Origin of the sequence: Pseudorhodoplanes sp., assembly GCF_035565795.1 — a bacterium.
In the GTDB taxonomy this organism is placed as follows: Bacteria; Pseudomonadota; Alphaproteobacteria; order Rhizobiales; family Xanthobacteraceae; genus Pseudorhodoplanes.
The window spans coordinates 1-24114 of record NZ_DATMRV010000175.1; the positions used below are offsets into that span (position 1 = coordinate 1).

General features: G+C 64.2%; 24 protein-coding genes, 1 tRNA gene, 1 pseudogene and 1 riboswitch. Of the genes and pseudogenes, 14 read left to right on the forward strand and 12 right to left on the reverse strand.

All coding sequences use genetic code 11. The features are described from left to right. Window positions 1-1104: aldehyde dehydrogenase family protein (locus VNZ93_RS15930; protein ID WP_325707082.1), on the forward strand; the 1104-nt coding region annotated here is incomplete at its 5' end. Here the strand turns inward: VNZ93_RS15930 and VNZ93_RS15935 are convergent. From VNZ93_RS15935 to VNZ93_RS15945, 3 genes are read right to left on the reverse strand one after another with little or no spacing between them, the layout of a single operon-like run. After that, window positions 1101-2399 carry an RsmB/NOP family class I SAM-dependent RNA methyltransferase gene (locus VNZ93_RS15935; protein WP_325707085.1) on the reverse strand — a complete coding sequence of 433 codons (1299 nt, stop codon included), beginning with the start codon at window positions 2397-2399 and terminating at the stop codon, window positions 1101-1103. The two genes, VNZ93_RS15930 and VNZ93_RS15935, sit on opposite strands and share 4 nt — an antisense overlap. A 16-nt stretch (window positions 2400-2415) precedes the next feature. Further along, window positions 2416-2841 (reverse strand): MAPEG family protein, encoded by a 426-nt coding sequence (locus VNZ93_RS15940; protein ID WP_325707088.1) that lies wholly within the window; start codon window positions 2839-2841, stop codon window positions 2416-2418. Next, on the reverse strand, window positions 2842-3870 hold the full coding sequence (locus VNZ93_RS15945; RefSeq protein ID WP_325707091.1) for an NADP-dependent oxidoreductase: 1029 nt from the start codon (window positions 3868-3870) through the stop codon (window positions 2842-2844). It lies immediately after the preceding gene. A gap of 147 nt (window positions 3871-4017) precedes the next feature. Between VNZ93_RS15945 and VNZ93_RS15950 the strand changes: the two genes are divergently transcribed. The 3 genes from VNZ93_RS15950 (at window position 4018) to VNZ93_RS15960 (ending at window position 5884) form a co-directional block, all read left to right on the forward strand. After that, the gene (locus VNZ93_RS15950) at window positions 4018-4383 is read left to right on the forward strand and encodes a DUF4870 family protein (protein ID WP_325707094.1); all 366 of its coding nucleotides are present in this window, start codon (window positions 4018-4020) and stop codon (window positions 4381-4383) included. Window positions 4384-4525: 142 nt separating this feature from the next. Further along, the gene (locus VNZ93_RS15955) at window positions 4526-4879 is read left to right on the forward strand and encodes a hypothetical protein (protein WP_325707097.1); all 354 of its coding nucleotides are present in this window, start codon (window positions 4526-4528) and stop codon (window positions 4877-4879) included. A 126-nt stretch (window positions 4880-5005) separates the two neighbouring features. Further along, the gene (locus tag VNZ93_RS15960) at window positions 5006-5884 is read left to right on the forward strand and encodes an alpha/beta fold hydrolase (RefSeq protein WP_414710091.1); all 879 of its coding nucleotides are present in this window, start codon (window positions 5006-5008) and stop codon (window positions 5882-5884) included. Between the two features lie 4 nt (window positions 5885-5888). On the opposite strand, the gene guaB is transcribed toward VNZ93_RS15960, so the two are convergent. Then, window positions 5889-7370 carry an IMP dehydrogenase gene (gene guaB, locus VNZ93_RS15965; protein WP_325707103.1) on the reverse strand — a complete coding sequence of 494 codons (1482 nt, stop codon included), beginning with the start codon at window positions 7368-7370 and terminating at the stop codon, window positions 5889-5891. Window positions 7371-7797: 427 nt separating this feature from the next. Between guaB and VNZ93_RS15970 the strand changes: the two genes are divergently transcribed. Continuing rightward, a complete protein-coding gene (locus VNZ93_RS15970) occupies window positions 7798-8976 on the forward strand; it encodes a caspase family protein (protein ID WP_325707106.1) in 1179 nt (392 codons plus the stop codon). 57 nt (window positions 8977-9033) lie between these two features. Here VNZ93_RS15970 and VNZ93_RS15975 read toward each other — a convergent pair whose 3' ends face one another. Further along, on the reverse strand, window positions 9034-9288 hold the full coding sequence (locus VNZ93_RS15975; RefSeq protein WP_325707109.1) for a hypothetical protein: 255 nt from the start codon (window positions 9286-9288) through the stop codon (window positions 9034-9036). Window positions 9289-9431: 143 nt separating this feature from the next. On the opposite strand from VNZ93_RS15975, the gene VNZ93_RS15980 reads away from it, so the two are divergent. Continuing rightward, the gene (locus tag VNZ93_RS15980) at window positions 9432-10898 is read left to right on the forward strand and encodes a DHA2 family efflux MFS transporter permease subunit (RefSeq protein WP_325707112.1); all 1467 of its coding nucleotides are present in this window, start codon (window positions 9432-9434) and stop codon (window positions 10896-10898) included. A gap of 145 nt (window positions 10899-11043) precedes the next feature. On the opposite strand, the gene VNZ93_RS15985 is transcribed toward VNZ93_RS15980, so the two are convergent. Next, window positions 11044-11397, reverse strand: a complete 354-nt coding sequence (locus VNZ93_RS15985) for an HU family DNA-binding protein (RefSeq protein WP_325707115.1) — start codon at window positions 11395-11397, stop codon at window positions 11044-11046. Between the two features lie 278 nt (window positions 11398-11675). Between VNZ93_RS15985 and VNZ93_RS15990 the strand changes: the two genes are divergently transcribed. After that, window positions 11676-12209 (forward strand): hypothetical protein, encoded by a 534-nt coding sequence (locus VNZ93_RS15990; RefSeq protein WP_325707118.1) that lies wholly within the window; start codon window positions 11676-11678, stop codon window positions 12207-12209. A gap of 7 nt (window positions 12210-12216) precedes the next feature. Here the strand turns inward: VNZ93_RS15990 and VNZ93_RS15995 are convergent, their stop codons facing one another. Beyond that, a complete protein-coding gene (locus VNZ93_RS15995) occupies window positions 12217-12912 on the reverse strand; it encodes an RlmE family RNA methyltransferase (RefSeq protein WP_325707122.1) in 696 nt (231 codons plus the stop codon). Beyond that, the gene (locus VNZ93_RS16000) at window positions 12909-14126 is read right to left on the reverse strand and encodes a Ppx/GppA phosphatase family protein (protein WP_325707125.1); all 1218 of its coding nucleotides are present in this window, start codon (window positions 14124-14126) and stop codon (window positions 12909-12911) included. Before VNZ93_RS16000 ends, VNZ93_RS15995 begins: the two co-directional genes overlap by 4 nt. A gap of 229 nt (window positions 14127-14355) precedes the next feature. Here VNZ93_RS16000 and VNZ93_RS16005 point away from each other — a divergent pair, with 229 nt between their 5' ends. From VNZ93_RS16005 to VNZ93_RS16015, 3 genes are all read left to right on the forward strand, one after another. Further along, window positions 14356-16725 carry a xanthine dehydrogenase family protein molybdopterin-binding subunit gene (locus VNZ93_RS16005; protein WP_325707127.1) on the forward strand — a complete coding sequence of 790 codons (2370 nt, stop codon included), beginning with the start codon at window positions 14356-14358 and terminating at the stop codon, window positions 16723-16725. 44 nt (window positions 16726-16769) lie between these two features. Then, window positions 16770-16848, forward strand: a riboswitch (SAM riboswitch). A gap of 45 nt (window positions 16849-16893) precedes the next feature. Then, window positions 16894-18093, forward strand: coding sequence for an O-succinylhomoserine sulfhydrylase (locus VNZ93_RS16010; protein ID WP_325707130.1), 1200 nt, complete (start codon window positions 16894-16896; stop codon window positions 18091-18093). A 49-nt stretch (window positions 18094-18142) separates the two neighbouring features. Further along, the gene (locus tag VNZ93_RS16015) at window positions 18143-18331 is read left to right on the forward strand and encodes a hypothetical protein (protein ID WP_325707134.1); all 189 of its coding nucleotides are present in this window, start codon (window positions 18143-18145) and stop codon (window positions 18329-18331) included. A gap of 16 nt (window positions 18332-18347) precedes the next feature. On the opposite strand, the gene VNZ93_RS16020 is transcribed toward VNZ93_RS16015, so the two are convergent. Further along, entirely contained in the window at window positions 18348-19022 is a 675-nt protein-coding gene (locus tag VNZ93_RS16020) for a GDSL-type esterase/lipase family protein (protein ID WP_325707137.1), read from the reverse strand. 319 nt (window positions 19023-19341) lie between these two features. On the opposite strand from VNZ93_RS16020, the gene VNZ93_RS16025 reads away from it, so the two are divergent. After that, window positions 19342-19629: a hypothetical protein gene (locus tag VNZ93_RS16025; protein ID WP_325707140.1), complete on the forward strand. Its 288-nt coding sequence runs from the start codon at window positions 19342-19344 to the stop codon at window positions 19627-19629. Window positions 19630-19684: 55 nt separating this feature from the next. On the opposite strand, the gene VNZ93_RS16030 is transcribed toward VNZ93_RS16025, so the two are convergent. Beyond that, window positions 19685-19758, reverse strand: a tRNA-Gln gene (locus tag VNZ93_RS16030). Between the two features lie 429 nt (window positions 19759-20187). On the opposite strand from VNZ93_RS16030, the gene VNZ93_RS16035 reads away from it, so the two are divergent. Further along, window positions 20188-21390, forward strand: coding sequence for a glycosyltransferase family 87 protein (locus VNZ93_RS16035; RefSeq protein ID WP_325707143.1), 1203 nt, complete (start codon window positions 20188-20190; stop codon window positions 21388-21390). A 110-nt stretch (window positions 21391-21500) separates the two neighbouring features. Here the strand turns inward: VNZ93_RS16035 and VNZ93_RS16040 are convergent, their stop codons facing one another. Then, on the reverse strand, window positions 21501-23012 hold the full coding sequence (locus tag VNZ93_RS16040; RefSeq protein ID WP_325707146.1) for an NAD(P)/FAD-dependent oxidoreductase: 1512 nt from the start codon (window positions 23010-23012) through the stop codon (window positions 21501-21503). Further along, entirely contained in the window at window positions 23009-23512 is a 504-nt protein-coding gene (locus VNZ93_RS16045; RefSeq protein WP_325707149.1) for a GtrA family protein, read from the reverse strand. The genes VNZ93_RS16040 and VNZ93_RS16045 overlap by 4 nt, the downstream gene beginning before the upstream one ends. A 116-nt stretch (window positions 23513-23628) precedes the next feature. On the opposite strand from VNZ93_RS16045, the gene VNZ93_RS16050 reads away from it, so the two are divergent. Together VNZ93_RS16050 and VNZ93_RS16055 are read left to right on the forward strand one after the other, a co-directional pair. Then, window positions 23629-23823, forward strand: coding sequence for a hypothetical protein (locus VNZ93_RS16050; protein WP_325707152.1), 195 nt, complete (start codon window positions 23629-23631; stop codon window positions 23821-23823). Next, window positions 23820-24114 (forward strand): annotated as a pseudogene (locus VNZ93_RS16055) (hypothetical protein); the annotation flags it as partial. The gene VNZ93_RS16050 and the pseudogene VNZ93_RS16055, both read left to right, overlap by 4 nt.

The following is a 24114-nucleotide window of genomic DNA, read 5'->3' on the forward strand; positions in this document are numbered from 1 at the left end:
TGGCACCCGCTCGGCGTCACCGGCATCATTTCGGCGTTCAATTTCCCGGTCGCGGTCTGGTCATGGAATGCGGCGCTCGCGCTCGTGTGCGGCAACAGCATTGTCTGGAAGCCGTCCGAGAAGACACCGCTGACGGCGCTCGCAACACAGGCGCTGTTCGAGCGCGCCATGACTCGCTTCCGTGCGGAGGGCGGTACGGTTCCGGACGGATTGTCATCGGTCCTGATCGGCGGGCGGGCGCTTGGGGAGTTGCTGGCCGATCATCCGAAGGTGCCGCTGGTGTCGGCGACCGGTTCGACCGCAATGGGCCGCGCGGTCGCGCCGCGTCTCGCACAACGCTTCGCCCGCGCAATCCTCGAGCTAGGCGGCAACAACGCCGCCATCGTCTGCCCGTCAGCCGATCTCGACCTGACGCTGCGCGGCGTCGCGTTTGCCGCGATGGGCACGGCGGGCCAGCGCTGCACGACGCTGCGCCGGCTGTTCGTGCATGACAGCATCTATGACCGCTTCCTGCCGCGGCTGAAAAGCGCCTATGCGTCGGTCGCGATCGGCAATCCGCTTGAGAGCGGAACGCTGGTCGGCCCGCTGATCGACCGTGGCGCATTCGACGCAATGCAGAAGATGCTGGCCGCGGCGAAGGCGGCCGGCGCGATCGTCACCGGCGGCGAACGCGTCGATGTCGGCGGATGGAGCGATGCATACTATGTTCGCCCGGCTCTCGCTGAAACCACCGGACAAACCGAGCTTGTGATGCGTGAGACCTTCGCGCCGTTGCTCTGGGTCATGCGCTACAGCGATTTCGAGACTGCGCTCGACCTGCACAACGCGGTGCCGCAGGGCCTCGCCTCCTCGATCTTCACCAACGATCTGCGCGAAGCGGAATTGTTCATCTCCGACCGCGGCTCCGATTGCGGCATCGCCAATGTGAATATCGGTCCGTCCGGCGCAGAGATCGGCGGCGCGTTCGGCGGCGAGAAGGAAACCGGCGGCGGACGCGAGTCCGGCTCGGATTCCTGGAAGGCCTATATGCGGCGCGCGACCAACACCATCAATTTCGGCAAGACATTGCCGCTGGCGCAAGGCGTGAAGTTCGATGTGAGCTAGCTCCGCCGCATCACCGAAACGAAGAACCCGTCCGTCCCTGTCCGCCGCGGCGTCATCAGAAGACCCGTGCCGGATAGCATGGCCGCCTTCCGGAACAGATAGCTGCGTTCGCCCAGTGCTTCCGCAACCTCGTTCGGATTCACCACGGTGAACCCGTTATGGCGGGTGAGAAAATCGCGTATCTGCGCGCCGTTCTCCTCGTCCAGCACCGAGCAGGTGATGTAAGCGATGCGGCCGCCCGGCTTGAGAAGCGGCACTGCGCGGTCAAGCGCAGCAGCCTGATCCTTGCGGCGCTGCTCCAGAGCACCCGGGCGCAGCCGCCATTTCGCATCCGGATTGCGCCGCCACGAGCCGGTCCCGGTACATGGCGCGTCGATCAGCACGAGATCGATCTTGCCTCTGAGGTCATCGAGGATTTCGGTCGCACCGCGCGGCGTCCGCACCTGCGCATTGCGCGCGCCCGCGCGCTCGAGCCGCGCATGGATCGGCGCAAGTCGCCGCTTGTCAGCGTCGGTTGCGTAAAGCTGCCCCCGGTTGTCCATCATAGCCGCTAGCGCCAGCGTCTTGCCGCCGGCGCCGGCGCACAGATCAACCACCTGCTCGCCGGGCTGCGCGCCGGACAGAAGCGCGGCAAGCTGAGAGCCTTCGTCCTGGATCTCGACATGGCCCTTGATGAAGGCCGGATCGGCCTGGATCGCCGGACTTTTCGCCTCCGGCGGCACGGAAATGCGCAGGCCCCACGGCGACCAGCTTGTTTCTTCCGGATGATACTCGGCGAGTTCTGCAGACGCTCTGTCACGGTCTGCCTTGTTCAGGTTGACCCGCAGGTCGAGCGGCGCACGTGCGGCGAGCGCTGCGCCCTCCTCCGCACGAGCCTCGCCGAATATAGCAGCAAAGCTGGCGTCAAGCCATTCCGGATAATCGCCAGCGACGTGCGGCGGCGCATCCGCAAGACTCGCTCCGGCGAGTCTGCCGCGCTCGTCATCGCTCAGCGGATCGGGTGCAAAGCGCGAACCATCGAACAACGCCGCGATCGCATCCGCATCGAGCCCGCGTTCGAGCCGCAACATGCCGAGCATGACCGCGCGCGCCGTAGCCTCACCCATCACATAGGCGGACGACGCGCGCCGGCGCAGCACGTCATAGACGAGGCCTGCGATCGCGGCACGGTCGCCGGAGCCCGCGAAACGATGCATCTGCCCCCATTCCTTCAGGGCATCGGCGGCAGGACGGCGCTTGGTTTCGATATCGGCCAGCACCTCAATGGCGCCGGCAATACGCGCGGATGGAATCATGTCGTTACGCTAACCCCTACACCCACGGCAGCGTGAGAATGCGCACGATGTAGATCACCCACATGATCACCAGCACGAGCACGCCAATGCCGAAGAACGCGCCGCGGATCGGCACGTGATTGGTGGTCACGAACACCGCAGCCTGGAAATAGCGCATCACGACGAAGATCCAGGCCATGATGACGAACAGGAGATCGGCCTGCTTGGTGATGAGCGCGAGAATCGTCAGCACATAGAACAGCACCGGAATCTCGAACTGATTGAGAAACGCGTTATGCGCGATGATCGCGTCCTTGGGCCAGTTCGGCTCGCGCAGGGCGATGTCCTGCCAGCGCGTCCCCTGCGCGAAGGCCATCCTGCGCCTGACCGCCATGTTCAGTCCCAGCGCAATGGTCAGCAGCACCTGCAGGAATAGCGGTAACAGGATCATCTGGACCGACATCTACTTGCTCCGTTCTGCGACACGCACCAGAAGCTTGCCGAAATTCTCGCCGCGCAACAGGCCGATCAGCGCACGCGGCGCGTTCTCGAAACCATCGACGATGTCCTCACGGTATTTCACGCGTCCGTCTTTCACCCATTGCGCCATGTCGCGCAGGAAGTCGCCATGCAATGCGCCGAAATCGGAAACCAGAAGACCCTGAACCGTCAGGCGCTTGGTCAGGATCATGCGCCAGACCGCGGGCAGTTTGTCCGGACCGGGCGGCGGCGCCGTGTCGTTATAATGCGCGATCGTGCCGCAGATCGGGACACGCGCGAACGTGTTCAGCAGCGGAAGAACCGCATCGAGCACATGTCCGCCGACATTCTCGAAATAGACGTCGATGCCGTTCGGACAGGCTGCGGCCAGACGCGCCGGCAGATCCGGCGCGCGATGGTCGATGCATTCGTCGAAACCGAGGACATCCTTCACGTAACGGCATTTGTCCGGCCCGCCCGCGATACCGACCGCACGAAGGCCCTTGAGCTTCGCGATCTGCCCAACCACCGAGCCGACGGCACCCGACGCGGCCGCAACAACGAGCGTTTCGCCCGCCTTCGGCTTGCCGACTTCAAGAAGTCCGGCATAGGCGGTCATGCCCGGCATGCCGAGCACGCCCAGGGCGGTCGAGATCGGTGCGAGTGACGGATCGACCTTGCGCAGCGCCGAGCCGTCGGAAACCGTATGGGTCTGCCAGCCGGTGCGGCCGAGCACGATATCGCCGACAGCAAAGGCGGGGTTGTTCGACGCCAGCACCTCGCTGACCGTGCCCCCCTCCATGACGCCCCCGACGGGCACGGGCGCCGCATAGGATTTGGCATCGCTCATGCGCCCGCGCATGTATGGATCGAGCGACAGGTACAGCGTGCGCAGAAGCACCTCGCCGGCGCCCGGCGCGGGCAAGGCCATCTCCTCCATGCGGAGATCGGATTCCTTCGGCTCACCTACGGGCCGGGACGCGAGCACGAATCGGCGCGCTTTTTCAGACATAAGGCTCGCTCCGATTTAACTCCCCTTCAGCAGGGGAAGCCGAACATCACATGACCAGTGTGCTGATACAGAAAAGCGAACGCCTCCGATAGACACCCTGTGCGACCGTCGGTAGCCTGTGATGCGCAGTATCGCGAGGGGGAAGCCATGCCTGCCCAGGAGCCGCTTCAGGGGCCGGTCCAGCAATCGGAAGAGCGCAACTGGGCCATGGCCGTCTGGTTGCTGTATCTAGGCGGGTATATCACCGTCGTCACGATCATCGCCGGCCTCGTCATCGCCTACATGAAACGCGACGCATTCGCGGGCACGCCCTATCAGTCGCACATGATCTCGGCGATCCGCACGTTCTGGATCAGCCTGGTCGTCGGCCTGATCGGCGCCATGCTCGCCATCGTCGGCATCGGAATCTTCATCCTGATCGCGCTGGCCATCTGGCAGATCTTCCGCTGCGTGCGCGGGCTCGTACGCGCCATCAATGGCCAGCCGATCGAAAATCCCCGAAGCTGGTTGTAGAGAGGCAACTGCCCGCAGAAACGCCAGATCGCCCGTCTGGCGGTTTGGCCATCTGCCGATACATGAGGCACCGCTTCCGATAGACACCGGCATTTACCGTCGATAGCGTTGGAGGCGCAGCGCGATCCCCCGCGGAGGCACCATGTCGGTCCAGGAACCGGTCAAACCCTGTGTGGAGCGAAACTTCGCCATCACGGTTTGGCTCCTCTACCTTGCGGGCGCCGTCACGCTCGTGACTTTCTTCGTCGGTCTCGGGATTGCCTACCTGAAACGCCTCCAGTGCGGCGGCTCGCCCTATGCGTCGCACATGACGTCGGCCATTCGCACGTTCTGGATCGGGGCCTCGGTCGGCCTGATCGGCTTCTATCTCAGCTTCTTCGGTGTCGGAATTCCAATCCTGGTCGCCGTCTGGGCCTGGCTGGTCTTCCGCTGCGTGCGCGGACTCGTCCGCTCCCTGGATGGAGAACCGATCGAAGATCCGACCGGCTGGCTGTAAATGTTACGTCCTGCTCCGGCCGAAGACGACCCACATCGCTAACGCTGCCCGTTCGTGTCGCAATTGCCAGGGATCGCCTCGATGAACATTGCAACGGCTCTGATTGCATTCGTCCTTTCGCTCGCGATGTCGCAAGTCGCGCACGCACGGATCGAAAGATTTCCCTCCGAAATGCGGGTTCACAAGATCCAGACGGACGGAGCAACGATTTACGTGCGCGTGGGCGGCCATGGACCGGCCGTGGTCATGCTGCACGGCTTTGCGGATACCGGCGACATGTGGGCGCCGCTCGCGAAGGCGCTGATCAAGGATCACACGGTAATCGTCCCGGACCTGCGCGGCATGGGCTACTCGTCCTATCCCGACACTGGCTATGACAAGAAGACGCAAGGCATCGATATCGCGACCGTGATGGACAAGCTCAATGTCCAGCGCGCAGCGCTCGTGACTCACGATATCGGCAACATGGTGGGCTATGCACTGGCCGCGCAAAACCCGGATCGCATCACCAAATGGGTGGTCATCGACGCGCCATTGCCGGGGATCGGCGCCTGGGACGAAATCCTGAAAAGCCCGCTGCTCTGGCATTTCAACTTTCGCGGTCCGGACATGGACAGGCTGGTGAAGGGACGCGAGCGCATCTATCTCGATCGCTTCTGGAACGAACTGTCAGCCGATCCGAAAACGATCGACGAGGCAACGCGCCGGCACTATGCGAAAATCTATGCGCGTCCCGGAGCAATGCATGCGGCGTTCGAGCAATTCGCCACGTTCAACACCAAGGACGTTGCCGACAACAAGGCCTTCCAGGCGAAGGGCAAGCTGACATTTCCGATCCTTGCGCTCGGCGCGGAAAAATCGTTCGGCGATCAGCAGGCCGCTGTGATGCGCGAAGTCGGAACGAATGTGGAAGGCGGAATTATCGCGAAGTCCGGCCACTGGATCATGGAGGAGCAGCCGGATCAGACCGTCAAGCTGATCCGCGCGTTTCTCGACAGGACGTGAGCGCTCACACCCGGCCCGGATAATTCGGGCTCTCGCGCGTGATGGTCACATCGTGGACATGGCTTTCGCGCAGGCCGGCGCTCGTGATCTTCACGAAGGTCGCCTTCCTGTGGAAGTCCTCGACATTCGCCGCGCCGACATAACCCATCGCCGCGCGCAATCCACCAGCGAGCTGATGCAGGACAGTTGAAGTCGGGCCCTTGTAGGGTACCTGCCCTTCAACGCCTTCCGGAACGAGTTTCAGCGTGTCCTTTATGTCCTGCTGGAAATAGCGATCGGCCGAGCCGCGCGCCATTGCGCCGACCGAGCCCATGCCGCGATAGCTCTTGTAGGAACGGCCCTGATAGAGAAACACCTCGCCCGGTGTCTCGTCGGTGCCGGCGAGAAGTGAACCGACCATCGCGCAATCGGCACCCGCGGCGAGCGCTTTCGCCAGATCGCCGGAATACTTGATGCCGCCATCGGCAATCACCGGCGTACCGGTCTTCTGCGCGGCCTCGACCGCATCCATGATCGCGGTGAGCTGCGGCACGCCGACGCCGGCGACGATGCGCGTCGTGCAGATCGAGCCCGGTCCGATGCCGACCTTGATCGAGTCGGCGCCGGCATCGATCAGCGCCTTGGCGCCGTCCGAGGTCGCGACATTGCCTGCGACCACCTGAACCTTGTTGGATTGACGCTTGATGCGGTTCACCGCCTCCAGCACATGGCGCGAATGACCGTGCGCAGTATCGACAACAACGAGGTCGACGCCGGCTGCAATCAGCCGTTCGGTCCGGTCGAAGCCCTTGTCGCCGACCGTGGTTGCGGCCGCAACGCGCAGACGCCCCTGCTCGTCCTTGCAGGCATTCGGATTGGCGACCGCCTTCTCGATGTCCTTCACCGTGATCAGGCCGACGCAGCGGTAATCGCCATCGACCACCAGCAATTTCTCGATACGATGCTGGTGCAGGAGCCGCTTCGCTTCGTCCTGTCCGACATTCTCGCGGACCGTGATCAGACGCTCCTTGGTCATCAGATCCGACACTCGCTGCGACGGATCGGTTGCGAAACGCACATCGCGATTGGTCAGAATGCCGACCAGCTTGCCGGCCTTGCCGTTGCCCGCGCCCTCTACCACCGGGATGCCGGAAATACCGTTCTCCTTCATCAGCGTGAAGGCGTCGGCGAGCGTCGCATCGGGGGCGATGGTCAGCGGATTGACCACCATGCCGGACTCGAACTTCTTGACCTGCCGGACCTGCGCGGCCTGCTCGTCCGGCTCCATGTTGCGGTGGAGCACGCCAATGCCGCCGGCCTGCGCCATGGCGATCGCCATCCGCGCCTCGGTGACGGTGTCCATGGCCGAGGCCACGATCGGGATGTTCAGAGTGATGTCACGGGTGATGCGCGAGCGGATATCGACTTCGGATGGAAGAAAGTCGGACTGGCCCGGCTGCAGCAGGACGTCGTCGAATGTCAGCGCCTCGCGCGGGGCGCCGTTCATGCCATTTGATGAGGGGTTTGCCATTGCCTTACCTAGCGACGGATTCGGGCTCCCGCAAGGCGAGCCGACGTTCTGAACTACAGGTTGGCACGGGCGGATAGCATGGCCGCGGGCGTCCGTCACGATGGACCGGGCGTCATCCCGCGCAATATTTCGCCGGTTTCGGCGGCGGCCGGAAAGAAGGTTTCCAAGGGCCGGTTCGGACAGGGTGATGTCCTGGGGCGTGCCGAACACCGTGGTGGTCGAGATGAATGACAGGGCAGTACCACCGGCCTCCAGCCGCAGCGGGACCACCACATCCGCATAGTCGGATTTCGGCAGCGGCCCGGCGGTGCGCCGCGTCACTGGACCGCTCGGCGGGCCGTTCTATTGGCCACGCGATCCGCATCCTCTATCCTTCCGTCCGACACATCGACGGAATTTTCCCTTGCGATCCTATCTGATTGCCCTCGCCACAATCCTGTTCTGCTGCGCGCCTCACAGCGCGGCGATGGCGGCCAAGCGCATCGCACTCGTGATCGGAAACAACGCCTATAGCGACGTCCCGAAACTCGAAAAGGCGGTCGGCGATGCGCAGGCGATTTCCGGCGCATTACGCGAACTCGGCTTCGACGTCATCACCGTCACCGATGCGCCCCGCTCGCGCATGGCGCGCGCGCTGGTCGATTTCGAGACGCGGGTGTCGCCGGGAGACACCGCGCTGTTCTTCTTCGCGGGACACGGGGTCGCGCTCGACGGCGGCAATTACCTGATGCCGACCGACGTCCCGAACGTGACGGAAGGCCAGCGCAATCTGCTGCGCACCGAAGGCTTCCTGGCCGACGATATTTCCGAGCGCCTGCGCGAACGCGGCGCAGCAACCACCGTGATGGTGCTCGATGCCTGCCGCAACAATCCGTTCAAGGCCGGGTCCGGCCGTTCGATCGGCCAATCGCGCGGATTGCAGCGGATGGATACGCGGCAGGGCATGTTCGTGATGTTCTCGGCCGGCGCGGGCCAGGAGGCGCTCGACCGGCTTGGCGATAGCGACACACATCCAAATTCGGTATTCACGCGGCTGTTCATCGACCTCGTGAAGCGTCCCGATCTCGACCTGATCGATGTCGCGAAGGAATTGCAGATCGAAGTGCCTAAGCTTGCGCGGAGCGTCGGGCACGAGCAATTGCCAGCCTATTACGACCAGATCCCCGGACGCATTTTCCTCGCGCGCGGCGATGCATCGCTTCCGCCGCCCGCTCGCCCGCAGCCGCAACGCACGACCCCGCCCTCACCGCCGCCCGCAGCCGTAACGCCGCCGCCTGCGATGGCCGCGCCGCAACCTGCGCCGCAAGCCCCACCCCAGCAAGCAGCGCTGCCGCGCGAGACCTATCGCGTGCTGAACAATGTCTCGCAGGGCGTCCACAACATGCGCACTGGTCCCGGCACCAACTTTCCGCTGGTGGTCTCGATCCCGGCTGGAGCAACCGGTCTCGTGATCGGTCAGTGCCGTCCGCCGCAGGACCGCCGCAGCGCAAATCTCTGGTGCGAGGCAACGTGGCGCGGCCATACCGGCTGGACCTCGGCCTGCTGCGTCGTCAGCGAGCGCAGCGGCGCACAGCCGCGCTGACGGAGCACGCGCTCACGCGCATGCCCCGAATGACCTTGCGGTAAAGTTTGACGGAAACTACGGCCGCCAGTTGGCCGGCGGACCGTGCCGCTCGATGGCCTCGACCAGTTCGCGGTGCTTGCGGTCCTCGCGCCGCATGTAGATCGCTATCATGGCGTGCGCGGGCGCGATCAGCCACAGGAACGGCGACAGCGTCAGGAGGCCGATCACAAGGAACGCCACGAACATGACGGCGTTGAAGATGGCCGCGAAAATCTGCCCGTTCAGCAGCAGCGCCAGTGGCGGCAGAAAGAACGCCAGAACGTAGATCATTCCAGTGTACCCTCCCGGCCGAAAGACAGCGCGGCCATTCGCAGGCATTCCATGTAGGAATGGCAGCCCCCAGCACAAGACGTCAGCGCGGCCGAGAGATCGAAATGCTACAACGCCCGCAGATCTCTCCCGCCGGGCCCTCCATGCAGCATCATCCGCGTCTCGTACCGCTCATCGTCGCGTGCGCGCTGTTCATGGAGAATCTCGACTCGACGGTCATCGCCACCTCGCTGCCTGCGATTGCCGCCGATATCGGCGCGAACCCGCTGGCGCTGAAGCTTGCCGTCACGTCGTACCTGCTCTCGCTCGCCGTATTCATTCCGGTGAGCGGCTGGACCGCCGACCGCTTCGGCGCGCGGCGCGTGTTCGCAACGGCCATCTTCGTCTTCATGGTCGGATCGGTCGGCTGCGCGCTGGCGAACTCGCTCGAAGGCTTCGTCGCCGCGCGCATCGTGCAGGGCATGGGCGGCGCGATGATGACACCGGTCGGGCGGCTGGTGCTGGTGCGATCCATCGACAAGCGCGAACTCGTCAACGCGATGGCGTGGGTGACGATCCCTGCGCTGATCGGACCCGTCATCGGACCGCCAGTCGGCGGCTTCATCACCACATACGCATCGTGGCACTGGATCTTCCTGATCAACATCCCGATCGGGATCGTCGGGATCATCCTGGTGCTGACCTATATCGATCCGGTGCCGTCCGAATATCAGGAGCCGTTCGACGCCACGGGCATGCTGCTTGCGGGCACAGGCGTTGCCGGTCTGGCCTTCGGCCTCTCGGTCGCCGGGCTCGACATGATCCCCTGGCCGATCGTGGTCGCGATGGTGGTCGGCGGAGCGGTCGCGATGACGGCCTATCTGATCCACGCAAAACGCGTGACCGCGCCGATCCTCGATTTTTCGCTGATGCGCTACCCGACCTTCAAGGCGAGTCTCGTCGGCGGCTTCCTGTTCCGGCTTGGCATCGGCGCGCTGCCATTCCTGCTGCCGCTGATGCTGCAGACCGGCTTCAACATGACGCCGTTCCAGTCCGGGCTTGTGACATTCGCCAGCGCGCTCGGCGCCATCGGCATGAAGACCGTCGCCGGCCGCACCATCAACCGCTTCGGCTTCAAGCGCGTATTGATCGCCAACGGCATCATCAGCGCAATCTTCATCGCGGCGGTCGCGATCTTCCGGCCCGGTATGCCGGTGTCGGTGCTGATCGCGATCCTTTTGATCGGCGGCTTCTTCCGTGCGCTGGAATTCACCGCCGCCAACACCATCGCCTTTGCCGAAATCGAGCAGCGCCGCATGAGCAGGGCCACCGCCCTCACCGCGGTCGGTCAGCAATTGTCGATCTCGGCCGGCGTCGCGGTCGGTGCGCTGATGGTCGACCTGTCGCTGCGATGGCGCGGCGCCGCCGGGACGCAGGATCTCGTGGCCGGCGACTTCGCCGCCGCATTCCTGATCGTGGCCGCGATTTCGGCGTCGTCAGCGCTGGTCTTCTGGAGATTGCCGGCCGATGCCGGTGCAGAAATGTCGGGACGAAGCCCCGCGAAACCCGAGCCTGCCGAATCGGCGGAGCCGATCGCAGCGGCCGAAACGTCCGACCGGAAGTTCGGCTAGGACACGCGCAACAAACACGCTTCCAAACAAAACGCTTCCATGAAACCGCCAGTCCCCGCCAATGGCGGGGACCGGGAGCAATGTCAGAGTCTGGAGGCTGAATGCTCCGGATTTCCGCTGACGCGGAGATCCGCGGCCGAAACGGTTAGACCGCTTCCTTCAGTTCCTTCGCAGGACGGAAGGCGACCTTCTTGCTCGCCTTGATCTTGATCGCTTCGCCGGTCGCGGGATTGCGGCCCATGCGAGCGGCGCGCTTGCGAACCTGAAGGATGCCGAGACCCGCGATCCGGATGCGCTCGCCCTTCTTCAGGTGCTTGGTGATCAGAGCAACGAGGTCGTTCAGCATCGCCTCGCCCTGCTTCTTGGTCATCTGATGCTCCTCGGCGAGTGTCGCCGCGAGGTGCTTCAGGGTGATTTTGTTCGGCGTAGCGGCCTTCGATGCCGCCGTCTTTTTGGCCGCCTTTGCTGCAGCCGGTTTTGCCTTTGGTTTTGCCGCCATTGGAAATGCCCTCTTGGATGCGCGGTGTGCGCCTAGATGCGCGGTGTGCGCAAGAGCCCCGCATAAGAGATTCGCACTGGCTTGCGAAGGGAAAGCGCACATTCGAGATGCAAAAAGTGTCGATAAATGGGGCTTATGAGGCGATGCAGCATCAGGAAAGCCAGCAAAAGGGGCTTTTTGGCAACTGCGCGCCCGAAAAAGGCAGGCCGGCAACGATTTTCGTTCAAAACACGATAGACTTGTGACCATTGCTAAACCTGCACGGGGGCCGGGGTCGCATGAGAAGGATAGCCATCGTTTTCCTGCTCGTTTCCGCAACCGCGGCCTTCGCGCAGACCGACTGTCCCGTTTGCGACCGGGCGTCGAAGCTCATCGACGGGCTGCGGAATGTCGAGATCGGCAATGCAGAACAAAAGGCGCAGGCCGAGGCGCTCAGCAAGGAAGGCCTAGCGCTGGTGGTGGCATTTCGCGACCGGCCGCAGCCGCCGAAACAAGGCCGGAAGGCATTCGAATCGCTGATCGCGCTCAGTGCCTATGCCGCGCCGTTTTCACCGGCCGGCGATTACGAGAAAGCGCTGGCCGTGATCGGGACGAACAATCCGGATTATCGCAAGCGCTATCAGGCCCTGATCCGCAAGGGCATCCGCGCACGAGACCGGCGCGCCGCCTGTCAGATGCGCTATCTGCAAACCAATGTGTCGGTTGCCGAGTGCAAGCTCGGAGAAGCTGCGGCAGGTGCGTCGGCCGATCTTGCGGCCAAGCGCTGCGACGCGAATTACGCGCTCGAACAATGTCTGGCGAGAAAGCGATAGCTGCGCGTCAGGACGCGTTGCCGCCCCTGAAGCCCGTCGCAAGGACATAAAGCTCGGCGGAATCCTGCCGGCTCGCGGCCGGCTTGACATGCTTCACCGTAGCGAAGTCGCGCTTCAGCATGGCGAGAAGATCGCCTTCGGTGCCGCCTTGCAGCACCTTGGCGAGGAATGCGCCGCCGGGTTTCAGCACTTCCGCCGCAAACACCGCTGCCGCCTCGACCAGCGCCACGATCTTCAGGTGATCGGTCTTGCGATGCCCCGTCGCATTCGCGGCCATGTCGGACAGGACAACGTCGGCGCCGCCACCGAGCCGCTCCTTCAGGATGTCGGGCGCCGCCGGATCGAGAAAGTCGAGCACCATGAAATCGACGCCCGGCACGGGATCCATATCCAGAATGTCGATCGCGACGACGCGTCCCTTGCCGTCGATCGCACGCACACGCTGCGCTGCGAGCTGACTCCAGCCGCCGGGCGCAGCCCCAAGATCGACGACGCGAGCGCCGGGTTTCAGAAACTTCGCCTTGTCGTCGATCTCGGCAAGCTTGTAGACCGCGCGCGAACGAAAACCTTCGCGCTTGGCGCGCGCAACATAAGGATCGTTCAGCTGACGTTCGAGCCAGAGCTTGGATGACAGCGAACGATTCTTGCCGGTCTTGACGCGCGTCTTCAGCTCGCGTCCACCGCTACCCTTCGAAGCCTTCACGAAATGCCCGCCTCGCGCCAGAGTCCGTCGGCGCGCATCATCTGTACCAGCATGCCTTCCCGCAGTCCCCGATCGGCGACACGCAACCGCTCGCTCGGGAATGCGCGGCGGATGGCTTCCAGGATCGCGCAGCCAGCGAGCACGAGGTCGGCACGTTCGGCGCCGATGCAGGCATTGCAGACACGTTCGTCATAGGACATCGCGAGCAGGCGTTCCATGACCTCGGTCACTTCATCGTCGGCCATCCAGCAGCCGTCGACCCTGCGCCGGTCATAGCGCTTCAGCCCGAGATGGACACCCGCGATGGTCGTGACCGTCCCGGACGTACCCAGAAGATGCGCGGTCGGCGCATTCCCCGCATGATCGCGCGCGAACGGGGCGATGTGGCTTGAGGCCTCCGCGACCATCGCCTCGAAGATCTCGCGCGTCACGGTGATGCCGCCATGCCGCTCCGCGAGTGTCACGACGCCAACCGGCAGCGACGTCCAGCCCCGCATCGCGGGCTCCGGCGGGCCGCGCCGGCAGGATTTCGGACGGCCGAGGCTCGCGATCTCCGACGAGCCGCCACCGATATCGAACAGGATCGCGCCTTCGGCGTCCGGATCGACGAGCGGCGTGCAGCCGATCGCGGCCAGCATCGCCTCGGTCTCCCGATCGACGATTTCGAGGGCGATGCCGACGTCGGCGCGCACACGCTCGAGAAAGTCACCGCCATTTTCGGCGAGCCGGCAGGCCTCGGTGGCGATCAGCCGCGCGCGTGTGACGCCGCGGTTTCGCATCTTGTCGCGACAGATCCGCAGCACCTCGATCGCACGTCCGATCGCCGCCTCCCCGAGCCGTCCGGATGACGTGATGCCTTCGCCCAGCCGGATGATTCGCGAAAATGCGTCGATGACGCGAAACCCGTCATGGGTGGCGCGGGCCACCAGCAGGCGGCAATTGTTGGTGCCGAGATCGAGTGCGGCATAGGTCGGCCCGCAAAGGTCGGTTCCCAATGCGGACGACTCCGCGCGCCCGTCGCGGCGCACGTGGTCATATGGTGCAGGTTCGTCCCGCACCCGGCCCTCGGCCGAGGGATTTTTGGACGAGCCCCGACCCCCCTGATAGCCGGACCGCGAACTCCCTCCCTTTTCGTCCCCCGGTTCCGGGAGAACGCTGGAATGGGCGCGATCACGCGCGGGATCGAGGCCGGTCGCCCGAACCTCGTCACTCATCTAACTCGTCCTGCCGCGCGCCCTCCCCGGGTTCGGCGGCGTCGTGTTCAATAATCGGGCAAAGTCTAGCCCGGTTTTCCGGTCCTGGGAAACGGGTCCTTGGGCGGCCGTCGACCTGCTAGACAGATGGCGACCTGCAACGACCGGGAGACTGGCATTCCTCTGCCCATCCTTGCCGCATGCGGGTCCCACCGTTATTTCGGTATCTCCTTCCAGACCGCGAGCCCGCATGAACATCCGCGAAGACATTTCGAAGAGCGACGACTGGGCAGTAGCGAAATTCGGGGTCGGCCAGCCGGTGCCTCGCACCGAGGATCCGACACTCGTACAGGGCAAGGGGCACTACACCGACGACATCGCACTCCCCGGCCAGGCCTATGCTGCGATCGTCCGCTCCCCTCACGCGCATGGCGTGCTCAACGGCATCGATACAAGCGAAGCCGCGACCATGCCGGGCGTGCTCGGCATCTACACCGCGCAGGACCTCGCGGCCTACGGCACATTCAAATGCATCGTACCGTTCAAGAACCGCGACGGTACGGAGATGCGCAAGCCGCAGCGCTTCGCGCTCGCATCCGGCAAGGTGCGCTATGTCGGCGATCCGGTGGCGTTCGTGGTGGCGGAAACAGCAGTGCAGGCGCGCGATGCGGCGGAGGCTGTCGTCCTTGACATCGATCCCTTGCCGGCCGTGACACTCGCGAGCGACGCTGCAAAGCCCGACGCACCGCAACTCTTTGACGACGCGCCGGGCAATCTCGCGCTCGACTATCATTACGGCGATGCCGAGAAAGTCGCCGCTGCCTTTGCGCAGGCGGCGCATGTGACGAAGCTGTCGCTGCGCAACACGCGCCTTGTCGTCGCCGCGATGGAGCCGCGCGCGGCGGTCGCCGAATACGACCCCACGACCGAGCATTTCACCCTGCATGCCCAGAGCCAGGGCGTGTTCGGCATGAAAGGCCAGCTTGTCGACATCATGGGCATCAAGCCGGACAAGATGCGCGTGCTGACCGGAAATGTCGGCGGCTCGTTCGGCATGAAGGCGCAGGCCTATTCCGAATATATCTGCATCCTCCATGCTGCGCGGCAGCTCGGCCGTCCGGTGAAGTGGACCGACGATCGTTCCGGCGCGTTCATGTCTGACTCGCACGGGCGCGATCACGAGATGATCGGTGAACTTGCGCTCGACAAGGACGGGCATTTCCTTGCGGTGCGCCTGAGCGGCTACGCAAATATGGGCGCATTCCTCGCGATGGTTGCGCCCCTGCCCGGCACGCTGAACGCGGTAAAGAACACGCCGAGCGTCTATCGCACGCCGCTTCTGGAAGTCTCGGCCAAGTGCATGTTCACCAATACGACGCAGGTGTCGGCCTATCGCGGCGCCGGACGCCCCGAGGGCAATTATTACATGGAGCGGCTGATCGACGCCGCCGCCGCCGAGATGGGGATCGACCGTCTCGAATTGCGCCGCCGCAATCACATCGCGCCGTCGCAAATCCCGTATGCGGCTCCATCCGGCATGAAATACGACAGCGGCGACTTCCCGGCCCTGTTCGAGGAAGCGCTCGCGGGCGCCGATCTTTCAGGCTTCGCGGCGCGCAAGAAGGAGAGCGAGGCGCGCGGCAAGTTGCGCGGGCTCGGTGTCGGATCGTTTCTCGAAGTCACCGCCCCTCCCGGCAAGGAGATGGGCGGCATCCGTTTCGAGGAGAACGGCGACGTCACCATCATCACCGGCACGCTGGATTACGGTCAGGGCCATGCCGCGCCCTATGCACAGGTGCTGTCGCGCGCGCTCGGCATTCCGTTCGAGCGCATCCGCCTCGTGCAGGGTGACAGCGATCAGCTGCTCGCAGGCGGAGGCACCGGCGGTTCGCGTTCCATCACCGCAAGCGGCGCGGCCATTCTCGAAGCATCGGCAAAGGTCATCGAGAACGGCAAGGCGATCGCCTCGCATGTGCTGGAAGCCGCGCCCGCGGACATCGAATTCACCAACGGCCGCTTCGTGATCGCCGGGACCGACCGCGCCATCGGCATCATGGAACTTGCAGAGAAACGGCGCGCAGGATTGAAACTGCCGGACGGTACCCCCTCGACTCTCGATGCGAGTCTTGTTTCGGATGGCGTGCCATCGAGCTTCCCCAATGGCTGCCACGTCGCCGAGGTCGAGATCGATCCGGAGACAGGCGTGGTGGAGGTCGTGCGGTATTCGTCGGTCAACGACTTCGGCACCATCGTCAACCCGCTGCTGGTGCAAGGACAGGTGCATGGCGGCGTGATCCAGGGCCTCGGTCAGGCGCTGATGGAAAACGTGTCCTATGACGAAGATGGACAGCTGCTGACCGGCTCGTTCCAGGATTACGCGATGCCGCGCGCACACAGCTTTCCGGATATCGGCTTCGCCAGCCATCCGGCGCCCGCAACCACGAACCCGCTGGGAACCAAGGGTTGCGGTGAAGCCGGCTGCGCCGGCGCACTCGTCTGCGTGATGAACGCCATCGTCGACGCGTTGTCGGTCTATGGCATTCGTCACATTGACATGCCCGCCTCGCCCGCCCGTGTGTGGGCGGCGATCCAGGCGGCAAAAAGCACAAAGGCTGCGTAGCACGGGCGGCGTCTTGACGCCCCCTTGCCTGCATCGTAAGACCACCTTCGATCCGTGGTCATTTGAGCCGGCCGGCTTGCAGCCACGTAAAACAACTCGCTAAAAGGCCGGGGACGCGTGTGCCCGGCCCGGATTTTCGGCCGGGATTTTTTGTGCCTGGAGCATGCCATGCCGTCAGAAAAAAAGCCGTCGCAACGCGACTTCCGCCCCGAAACGCGTCTTGTTCATCACGGCGTCCTGCGCTCGCAATTCGCAGAGACCTCCGAGGCGTTGTTCCTCACGCAAGGCTATGTCTACGACAGCGCCGCGCAAGCCGAGGCACGCTTCAAGGGCGAGAGTCCGGGCTTTCAGTATTCGCGCTTTGCCAATCCGACCGTGCGCATGTTCGAGACCCGAATGGCGGATTTCGAAGGCGCAGAGGATGGGCGTGCGACCGCAACCGGCATGGCCGCGGTGACGCTTGCTCTGATGGGCCAGGTGAAGGCCGGCGATCACATCGTCTCGTCGCGCGCGCTGTTTGGCTCGTGTCTTTACGTAGTCGAGGAATTGCTGCCGCGTTTCGGTGTGACCTCGACGCTGGTCGACGGCACCGATCTCGATCAGTGGAAGAAAGCGGTCCGGCCGAACACCAAGACCTTCTTCATGGAGACGCCGTCCAATCCGACGCTGGAAGTGATCGACATCGAAGCCGTCGCGAAAATCGCCCATGATGCCGGCGCGACCGTGACTGTCGACAACGTGTTCTCCACGCCGATGTGGCAAAGCCCGCTCTCGCTCGGCGCCGACTGCGTGGTCTATTCGACGACCAAGCACATCGACGGCCAGGGCCGCTGTCTCGGCGGCATCGTGCTGGGATCGGCGAAGTTCATCGCGGACAACATCCACAACCTGCACCGACAGACCGGGCCGTCGATGTCTCCCTTCAATGCATGGGTCATGCTCAAGGGACTTGAGACCCTGCCGCTGCGCGTGCGGCAGCAGACCGATTCCGCCGCCAAGGTCGCGGATTTCCTTGCGAACCATCCGAAGGTCTCGCGGCTGATCTATCCGGGCCGCGCCGATCATCCGCAGGCCGAAATCATCAAGCGGCAGATGAAGGGCGGCTCGAACCTCGTCGCCTTCGAGGTGAAGGGCGGCAAGACCGCAGCCTTCGCGGTGCAGGACGCGCTGCAGGTGGTGCGCATCTCCAACAATCTGGGCGATGCCAAGAGCCTGATCACGCATCCTGCCACCACGACCCATCAACGCATTACGCCGCAGGCCAGAGCCGATCTCGGTATCACCGACGGCTTCCTGCGATTGTCGGTCGGCCTGGAGCATCCGGACGACATCATCGAGGATCTGGCGCTGGCGCTCGACAAGGCGTGATGGAACGGGCGGTGCGTTCGGCGCGTTGATGCGCGCCCAGGAGAATCCCATGGCCTCCCATCCGCCCAAGCCGCCTCGCCCCTTGTCCGAGAACCTCGATCATCTGAAGACCGAGGACGAGATGCAGCGCGAGCGGCTCGGTCCGCGTGGCGTGCCGGGCGAACCCGATCCGGCACGCATGACGCCGCAGGAAAAGAAGAATACCCCGCTCGACCCGGATGACGGGCACGCTGCCTGATCGATCCGGAGGGCTGTTATCGCCGGCGCGAAGCCTGTTTCGGCGCCGGGCGCCTTGCGGCCTGCATGCTGGCCATCCGCACTGTCGCCGCCCCGCCGCCGAGCGTACTCGCGACCACCGGCACGAGACGCTGCGCGACCACCGTGTGCCCTTCGGCTGACATGTGCAGCCGGTCCGGACCGGTGTGGCTCGGAGAATAACAGGTGCTGCCCGGTACGAAGCGCGCACCGTATTGCGCCGCGAGTTTGCGGCCGACCGCGTCCCATTCCGGAAAGAAGAAACCGCACAGCACGGCAGGAACGCGCCGTGCACGCAACTGCGCAAGGATTCCCTGCATCCGCGCGATGATGACGTCGCGCGGGGTGCCGCGGATGAGATCGTTGTAGCCGCCCTGCACGATGACAAGGCGCGTGCCGGCGGGCACGCTGGCGTCCAGCCGGCCGAGCATGCCGCCGAACGTATCGCCCGAGACGCCGGCATTCGCGATCCGCACCTTGACGCCGCGGCGATGGAGCATGGCGTTGAGCTGAGCGGGGAAGGCATTGCCCTGCCCGACACCCCAGCCCGCGGTGTTGCTGTCGCCGAGCGCGACGACCAGCGGCTGCGACACGGCAGGGGCGGCCAGGAGACAAAGTGCGGCGAAAGCCACACAGAAATGCAACCCGATGACATCGGACAGGCGCGCGATCATGCGCAACGGCCCCTCATGATGGTCGCCAAGGGATGCGAATTTGACGCGCCGGCACCGCGAAATACGCAGTCGCGAATGCGTTGAAACTCTCGCGACAGGCCAATGGTAGTTGCATTGGCGCTCTCCGACAGCAAGCGCGGATTTTGGGCAGACCGTGAGGCGGCTACACTTGCGCCGAGTAACGCGGCCGCGTCAGCGAAGGGTGGGACGGGCAGGGAACTCCGGCAGCAACCCGCCGTTCTCCTCCATTCGGCGTTTCATTGCCACGTCGAACACGCCCCCCATCCGGAACAGATTCCTGATGCGATGCTGTCTGTTGTTGAGCGCCTTCGTCCTGGTACCGACGGCCGCAACCGCTCAAAGCGACCCCGCCGACGCCAAAATCGATTGCGCGTTGTTTTCAAGGAAAGCCGACGGCACCTGGTTCGCGACCGCCCAGACGAGCATCGAATTGGGCGGTTCGCAGATCACAATCCCTCCGGGAGAAATCGGGCCACGCATGTTTCAGTTCGGCATGGCGGATTTGCACAGCGTCCTTGAGACTGCCTGCACCGAGAAAAAGGCCGAGCCGTCTCGGGACGCGGAGCCCATGTTGCCCGGACGCTAGTCACCCGTGCGCTGAAGCGAGGCTTTCGACCCAAACATAGGTTTGATTTTGAATTTGGCTGGGGAACTAGGATTCGAACCTAGATTAACGGAGTCAGAGTCCGCTGTTCTACCATTGAACTATTCCCCAAGATCGCGGCAGCGCGCGGGCGCGCCCCGGACCTGAGTCGGCCTCTTGATATACGGACCCGCCGGGCATTTCAAATGCTCTGGAGCCCTATCGGACGGAGGGCTTCGAACGCGGCCGCGCCGACCGCTGCTCCAGGCACTGGTCGGCCTCGCAGCAGAAGATCCCGCAATAGAAGCGTTCGGCGCCGAGCTGCCAAGCCTGCAATTCCTCGAGGCACCGGCCGCAGCCCGCGCACAGGAACCCGAACATGGTCGGTCGTTTCGTTTTGGGAGGCGTAACATGGTGTGTCATCGCGCGCCCAACGCTTCGGCGGCAAAGGCGTTCCCGGCCGAGGCCGTCCATCCTGCGGTGCCCTGCCCGCCTTAAGCCCTCCTTAGTTGCGGCCGGCCTAGGTTTCGCGCTCACCCGAGCCCGTCGCGAGCGAACCGCATGCCGCCCCGGACAATCGCCGCGCCCTGTCCGCCTCCGACGCTCCCGAAACCGGTCGAATTGACCCTGTTCGCGCTCTGCGTCGCGAATGCGGTCTACCTTGCGGCGGCGCTCTTGCACGGGACCTGGCTGGTGGGGCCGGACGGCCTGCCGATCGCCACCGATTTCGTGAATGTCTGGACCGGCGGTCGGCACGCCCTGGGAGGCAATCCCGCCGCGGCCTACGACCCCGCCGTCCACAAGGCGGCGCAGGTCGCGGCGCTCGGACACGACTTCGACGGCTCGTACCCCTGGGTCTATCCGCCGACGTTCTTCTTCGCCGCGGCTCTGGCCGCATTGCTGCCGCTGGTCGCCGCCCATGTCGTCTGGATCGCCGCGACGTTCGCAGCCTATGCCGCCATCATGGCTGGCATCATGCGCAGTCCGCTCGGCCTGATGATGGCCTTCGCCTTTCCGGGCATCGTCGCCAATGCCACGGTCGGGCAGAACGGCTTCGTCACAGCGGCGCTGATCGGCGGCATGCTGGTCTTTCTGAACAACCGCCCGGTCGTTGCGGGGATCCTCCTTGGCCTCCTGTCGTTCAAGCCGCATTTCGGCGTGCTGATCCCGCTGGTGCTGATCGTCAGCGGGCACTGGCGCGTGCTGTTCGCCGCCGCGGCGACGACCCTGCTGCTCGCGCTGGCCGCGACACTCGCCTTCGGCTCCGATGCGTGGGAGGGCTTCGTCCATGCGCTGCGGCACGCATCGCAAGCCGCGCTCTCGCAAGGGCTCGCCGACTGGGCGAAGCTACAAAGCCTGTTCGGTTTCGTGCGCACGCTCGGCGCCAGCGAGACGCTGGCCTTCACACTGCAATGGATACTCGCCGGCGCGACGACTGTGTTGCTGTGCATGCTGTGGCGAAGCCGCGCGCCGTTTAATCTGAAAGCCGCGGGCCTCGCGGTCGGCATCCTGCTCGTGCCGCCCTACCTGTTCATGTACGATCTGGTGACGCTCGCCGTGGCGATAGCATTCCTGTTCCGCGAGATGCAGACCAGCGGCGCGCGGCCGGGCGAAACCATCGGCCTCGGCATCGCGCTTCTGCTGGTGCTGATCTTCCCGCTGGTGAAGCTGCCCGTCGGACTCGTTGCGGCGATGATCGTGGCGGCGCTGGTTATGAGACGGGCGCTCGCCTTGCGGGAAAGAGCAGCAAGCTCCGCAATCTAAGTGAGATTACCCATCTCCGCTCATGCCCGCGAAGGCGGGCATCCAGTCTTTCTTAAGTCTGGGTCCCCGCCTCCGCGGAGACGAGCGGAACTTGAGAGGAACCAGTCCTGCTACGACGCCGCACGCACCTTCTGCGGCACGAGGCGTTCGCTCTTCAGCGCGTGATGCGCGCCCGAGGCGCCGGCCTCGTGGTACTCGGCGTCTTCGTTGACATCCCACACATCGTAGAGGCGCTCGCCGGCGAGGATATTCCGCGCGGTCAGTATCGCCGTCATCATCGCGTGGTCCTGGTTGTTGTATTTGTGCATGCCGTTGCGGCCAATCAGATGCAGCCTCGGGTATGACGTCTCGAGATCGAGCCGGATCATCTCCATGTTGTGGCGGTACGCATCGTCGTAAACCGGATAGGCCTTCGGCTGGCGCACCACGCGGGCGTCCACCACGTCCGACTCGTTGACGAGGCCGATCTGCGCGAGTTCCTTCTTCGCCAGCGCGACCAGTTCGGCGCTGCTCGAATCCCACAGGTCGTCACCCTCGAAGCAGAAATATTCAAGCCCGAGGCAGCTCATGCCGGCCGGCACCATCTCGGGCGACCACGAGCTGAAATTCTGGACCCGCCCGACCTTCACTTTCGGATCATGCACATAAATCCAGTTGTCCGGGAACAGATTGTCCTTCTTCACCATCAGCGCGACGGTGAGGAAATCGCGATAGCGCAGCGCGCGCGCATGCAGGAGCGAGATCGGCCGCGGCGAAATCATGTCCACCAGTTCGCGCACCGGCGCCGAGCTGATCACATCGCGCGCGGTATAGCGCTCGGTCGAGCCGTCCGCGAGCGTCGCCTCCGCCGTCCAGAGCTTGCGATTGTCGTCATAGCTCAGGCTTTTCAGCTCGCGGCCCATCAACAGCGTGCCGCCCTGCTCCTCGATCTTACGCGCGGCGGCCTCCCACATCATGCCGGGGCCCTTGCGCGGATACTGGAAGCTCTCAATCAACGTCTTGACCACGGTGCCGTCTGCCGACACCGACCTGCGCTTCGGCATGATCGCGCGGGTAAGCGCGTTCCTGATCGCGACGCCGAGGTCGAGGCCCTTGATGCGCTGCGCCGCCCAGTCAGCGGAAATCTCGTCGCAGGACATGCCCCACACCTTCTCGGTGTAGGTCTTGAAGAAGATCGAGAACAGCTTCTCGCCGAACTGGTTGCGCACCCATTGATGGAACGTCTTCGGATCGGTGATCGGATTGACGCGCGCATAGGCATAGGAGAGCACACAGGCCGCGCTTCGGATCACCCCGAGATTGGACAACGCCTCGAATGCGCTGAGCGGATAGGAATAATACTTGCCGCCATAATAGATGCGCGACAGCCGCGGACGTTCGATGAAATCGTCGGGCAGGATCTCCTGCCACAGGTCGACCACTTCCTTCGCCTTCGAGAAGAAACGGTGACCGCCGATATCGAACAGATAATCCTTGTAGCGCACCGTGCGGCTGATGCCGCCGACATAGACCGGATCCTTCTCGATCACGAGGACCGAAGGCATCTCTTTGGTCAGGCAATAGGCCGCCGTCAGACCGGCCGGCCCCGCGCCGACCACCAGCACATCAACATGTCTTGTCATGAACGCACGCTACCGGAATGGGAAGTGTTGCCTGTCACCGGCGCGAACGCGAACAGGCGATGACCGTTGTAGGAAATGAGAGCGCCACACGCGGCGCCGACCACGATGGCGGCCTGCGGATGCGCGGGGAGGAGCGTCAGCGTGAGCACGGCGAAGATCGCATAACTCGTACTTTGAGCCGTGGCCGTGACGGCCGCGTAACGCATCGCTTCCTGATGCTGCTGCCGTCCGCTCCGGTCGAATGTCAGGGCGCGGTTCAGCCGCCAGGTCACGAACGTCGCAATCGCGAGCGAGAACAGCCGCGCCACGAGCGCGGGCAGCCCGAAATTCTGGATCAGCGTGAAAGTGCCGATGTCTGTGAGCAGCCCGAGCGCGCCCACGACGAGGAAGCGCGCCGGGCGGGGCAGCCGCTCGGCAAGGGCGCGAACGACATCGTGCTCCGCCTCGCCGGCCGAGGCGGGGCTTCGCGCATCGCGCAACGAAATGGACTTGCCGTGCATCCCAACCGCCGTCCCGATTGTGACCGCCGGTACATCGCCGACAGTGCTTCCCCGGGAGTATCGATCGCAGATCGGTGTTAAGACGGGCCTTACCCGGAGCCGGAAATGCAGACTTTTTGGCTACGGTTAAGCAATTCGGAAAAGGCCGGACAACCACCTTCGCGAATCTCAACGCCGATGCGAAACTCGGGCGCGCGGAGGCGATGCGCCGCGCGATGGTGAGCTATCTCAGCGACAGCGCCAGGCCGGAACAGGCTTATGCGGGCTATGGGGGTGCGTTCGTGATTGTTGGAGAGGGTGTCAGACAGTGACGGAAGCGACGAGGATGTGGCTGCGGTCGATCTGTTTCGCGATTGCGGCGGCGACTCTTGCCGTGACGCAGGCCGCGGCGCAGCCGAACCTCGCGACCGACATGAAACTGGAGGATGCCGGCTTCAAGATGCGCGAAGCCAACACGCCGGAGAAGATGGCGCGCCTCAACTCCATCCCGCCCCGCAAATTCGTGCCGCACCGGAAGAGCGGCCAGCGCTACTACGTCTATGCCGACCCGCAATGCCGATGCGCGTTCGTGGGCGACGAGAACGCGATGAAAACCTATCGCG

What these genes read in the sequence shown, in the direction of transcription:
- VNZ93_RS15955 (WP_325707097.1), top strand. Translation starts at nt 4,526, where the DNA reads ATGTCGGTCCAGGAACCGGTCAAACCCTGTGTGGAGCGAAACTTCGCC.
- VNZ93_RS15990 (WP_325707118.1), top strand. Translation starts at nt 11,676, where the DNA reads ATGAGAAGGATAGCCATCGTTTTCCTGCTCGTTTCCGCAACCGCGGCC.
- VNZ93_RS16035 (WP_325707143.1), top strand. Translation starts at nt 20,188, where the DNA reads ATGCCGCCCCGGACAATCGCCGCGCCCTGTCCGCCTCCGACGCTCCCG.
- VNZ93_RS16005 (WP_325707127.1), top strand. Translation starts at nt 14,356, where the DNA reads ATGAACATCCGCGAAGACATTTCGAAGAGCGACGACTGGGCAGTAGCG.
- VNZ93_RS15980 (WP_325707112.1), top strand. Translation starts at nt 9,432, where the DNA reads ATGCAGCATCATCCGCGTCTCGTACCGCTCATCGTCGCGTGCGCGCTG.
- VNZ93_RS15960 (WP_414710091.1), top strand. Translation starts at nt 5,006, where the DNA reads ATGTCGCAAGTCGCGCACGCACGGATCGAAAGATTTCCCTCCGAAATG.
- VNZ93_RS16010 (WP_325707130.1), top strand. Translation starts at nt 16,894, where the DNA reads ATGCCGTCAGAAAAAAAGCCGTCGCAACGCGACTTCCGCCCCGAAACG.
- VNZ93_RS16015 (WP_325707134.1), top strand. Translation starts at nt 18,143, where the DNA reads ATGGCCTCCCATCCGCCCAAGCCGCCTCGCCCCTTGTCCGAGAACCTC.
- VNZ93_RS16000 (WP_325707125.1), bottom strand. Translation starts at nt 14,126, where the DNA reads ATGAGTGACGAGGTTCGGGCGACCGGCCTCGATCCCGCGCGTGATCGC.
- guaB (WP_325707103.1), bottom strand. Translation starts at nt 7,370, where the DNA reads ATGAACGGCGCCCCGCGCGAGGCGCTGACATTCGACGACGTCCTGCTG.
- VNZ93_RS15975 (WP_325707109.1), bottom strand. Translation starts at nt 9,288, where the DNA reads ATGATCTACGTTCTGGCGTTCTTTCTGCCGCCACTGGCGCTGCTGCTG.
- VNZ93_RS15935 (WP_325707085.1), bottom strand. Translation starts at nt 2,399, where the DNA reads ATGATTCCATCCGCGCGTATTGCCGGCGCCATTGAGGTGCTGGCCGAT.
- VNZ93_RS15945 (WP_325707091.1), bottom strand. Translation starts at nt 3,870, where the DNA reads ATGTCTGAAAAAGCGCGCCGATTCGTGCTCGCGTCCCGGCCCGTAGGT.
- VNZ93_RS16040 (WP_325707146.1), bottom strand. Translation starts at nt 23,012, where the DNA reads ATGACAAGACATGTTGATGTGCTGGTGGTCGGCGCGGGGCCGGCCGGT.
- VNZ93_RS15940 (WP_325707088.1), bottom strand. Translation starts at nt 2,841, where the DNA reads ATGTCGGTCCAGATGATCCTGTTACCGCTATTCCTGCAGGTGCTGCTG.
- VNZ93_RS15985 (WP_325707115.1), bottom strand. Translation starts at nt 11,397, where the DNA reads ATGGCGGCAAAACCAAAGGCAAAACCGGCTGCAGCAAAGGCGGCCAAA.
- VNZ93_RS15950 (WP_325707094.1), top strand. Translation starts at nt 4,018, where the DNA reads ATGCCTGCCCAGGAGCCGCTTCAGGGGCCGGTCCAGCAATCGGAAGAG.
- VNZ93_RS16045 (WP_325707149.1), bottom strand. Translation starts at nt 23,512, where the DNA reads ATGCACGGCAAGTCCATTTCGTTGCGCGATGCGCGAAGCCCCGCCTCG.
- VNZ93_RS16020 (WP_325707137.1), bottom strand. Translation starts at nt 19,022, where the DNA reads ATGATCGCGCGCCTGTCCGATGTCATCGGGTTGCATTTCTGTGTGGCT.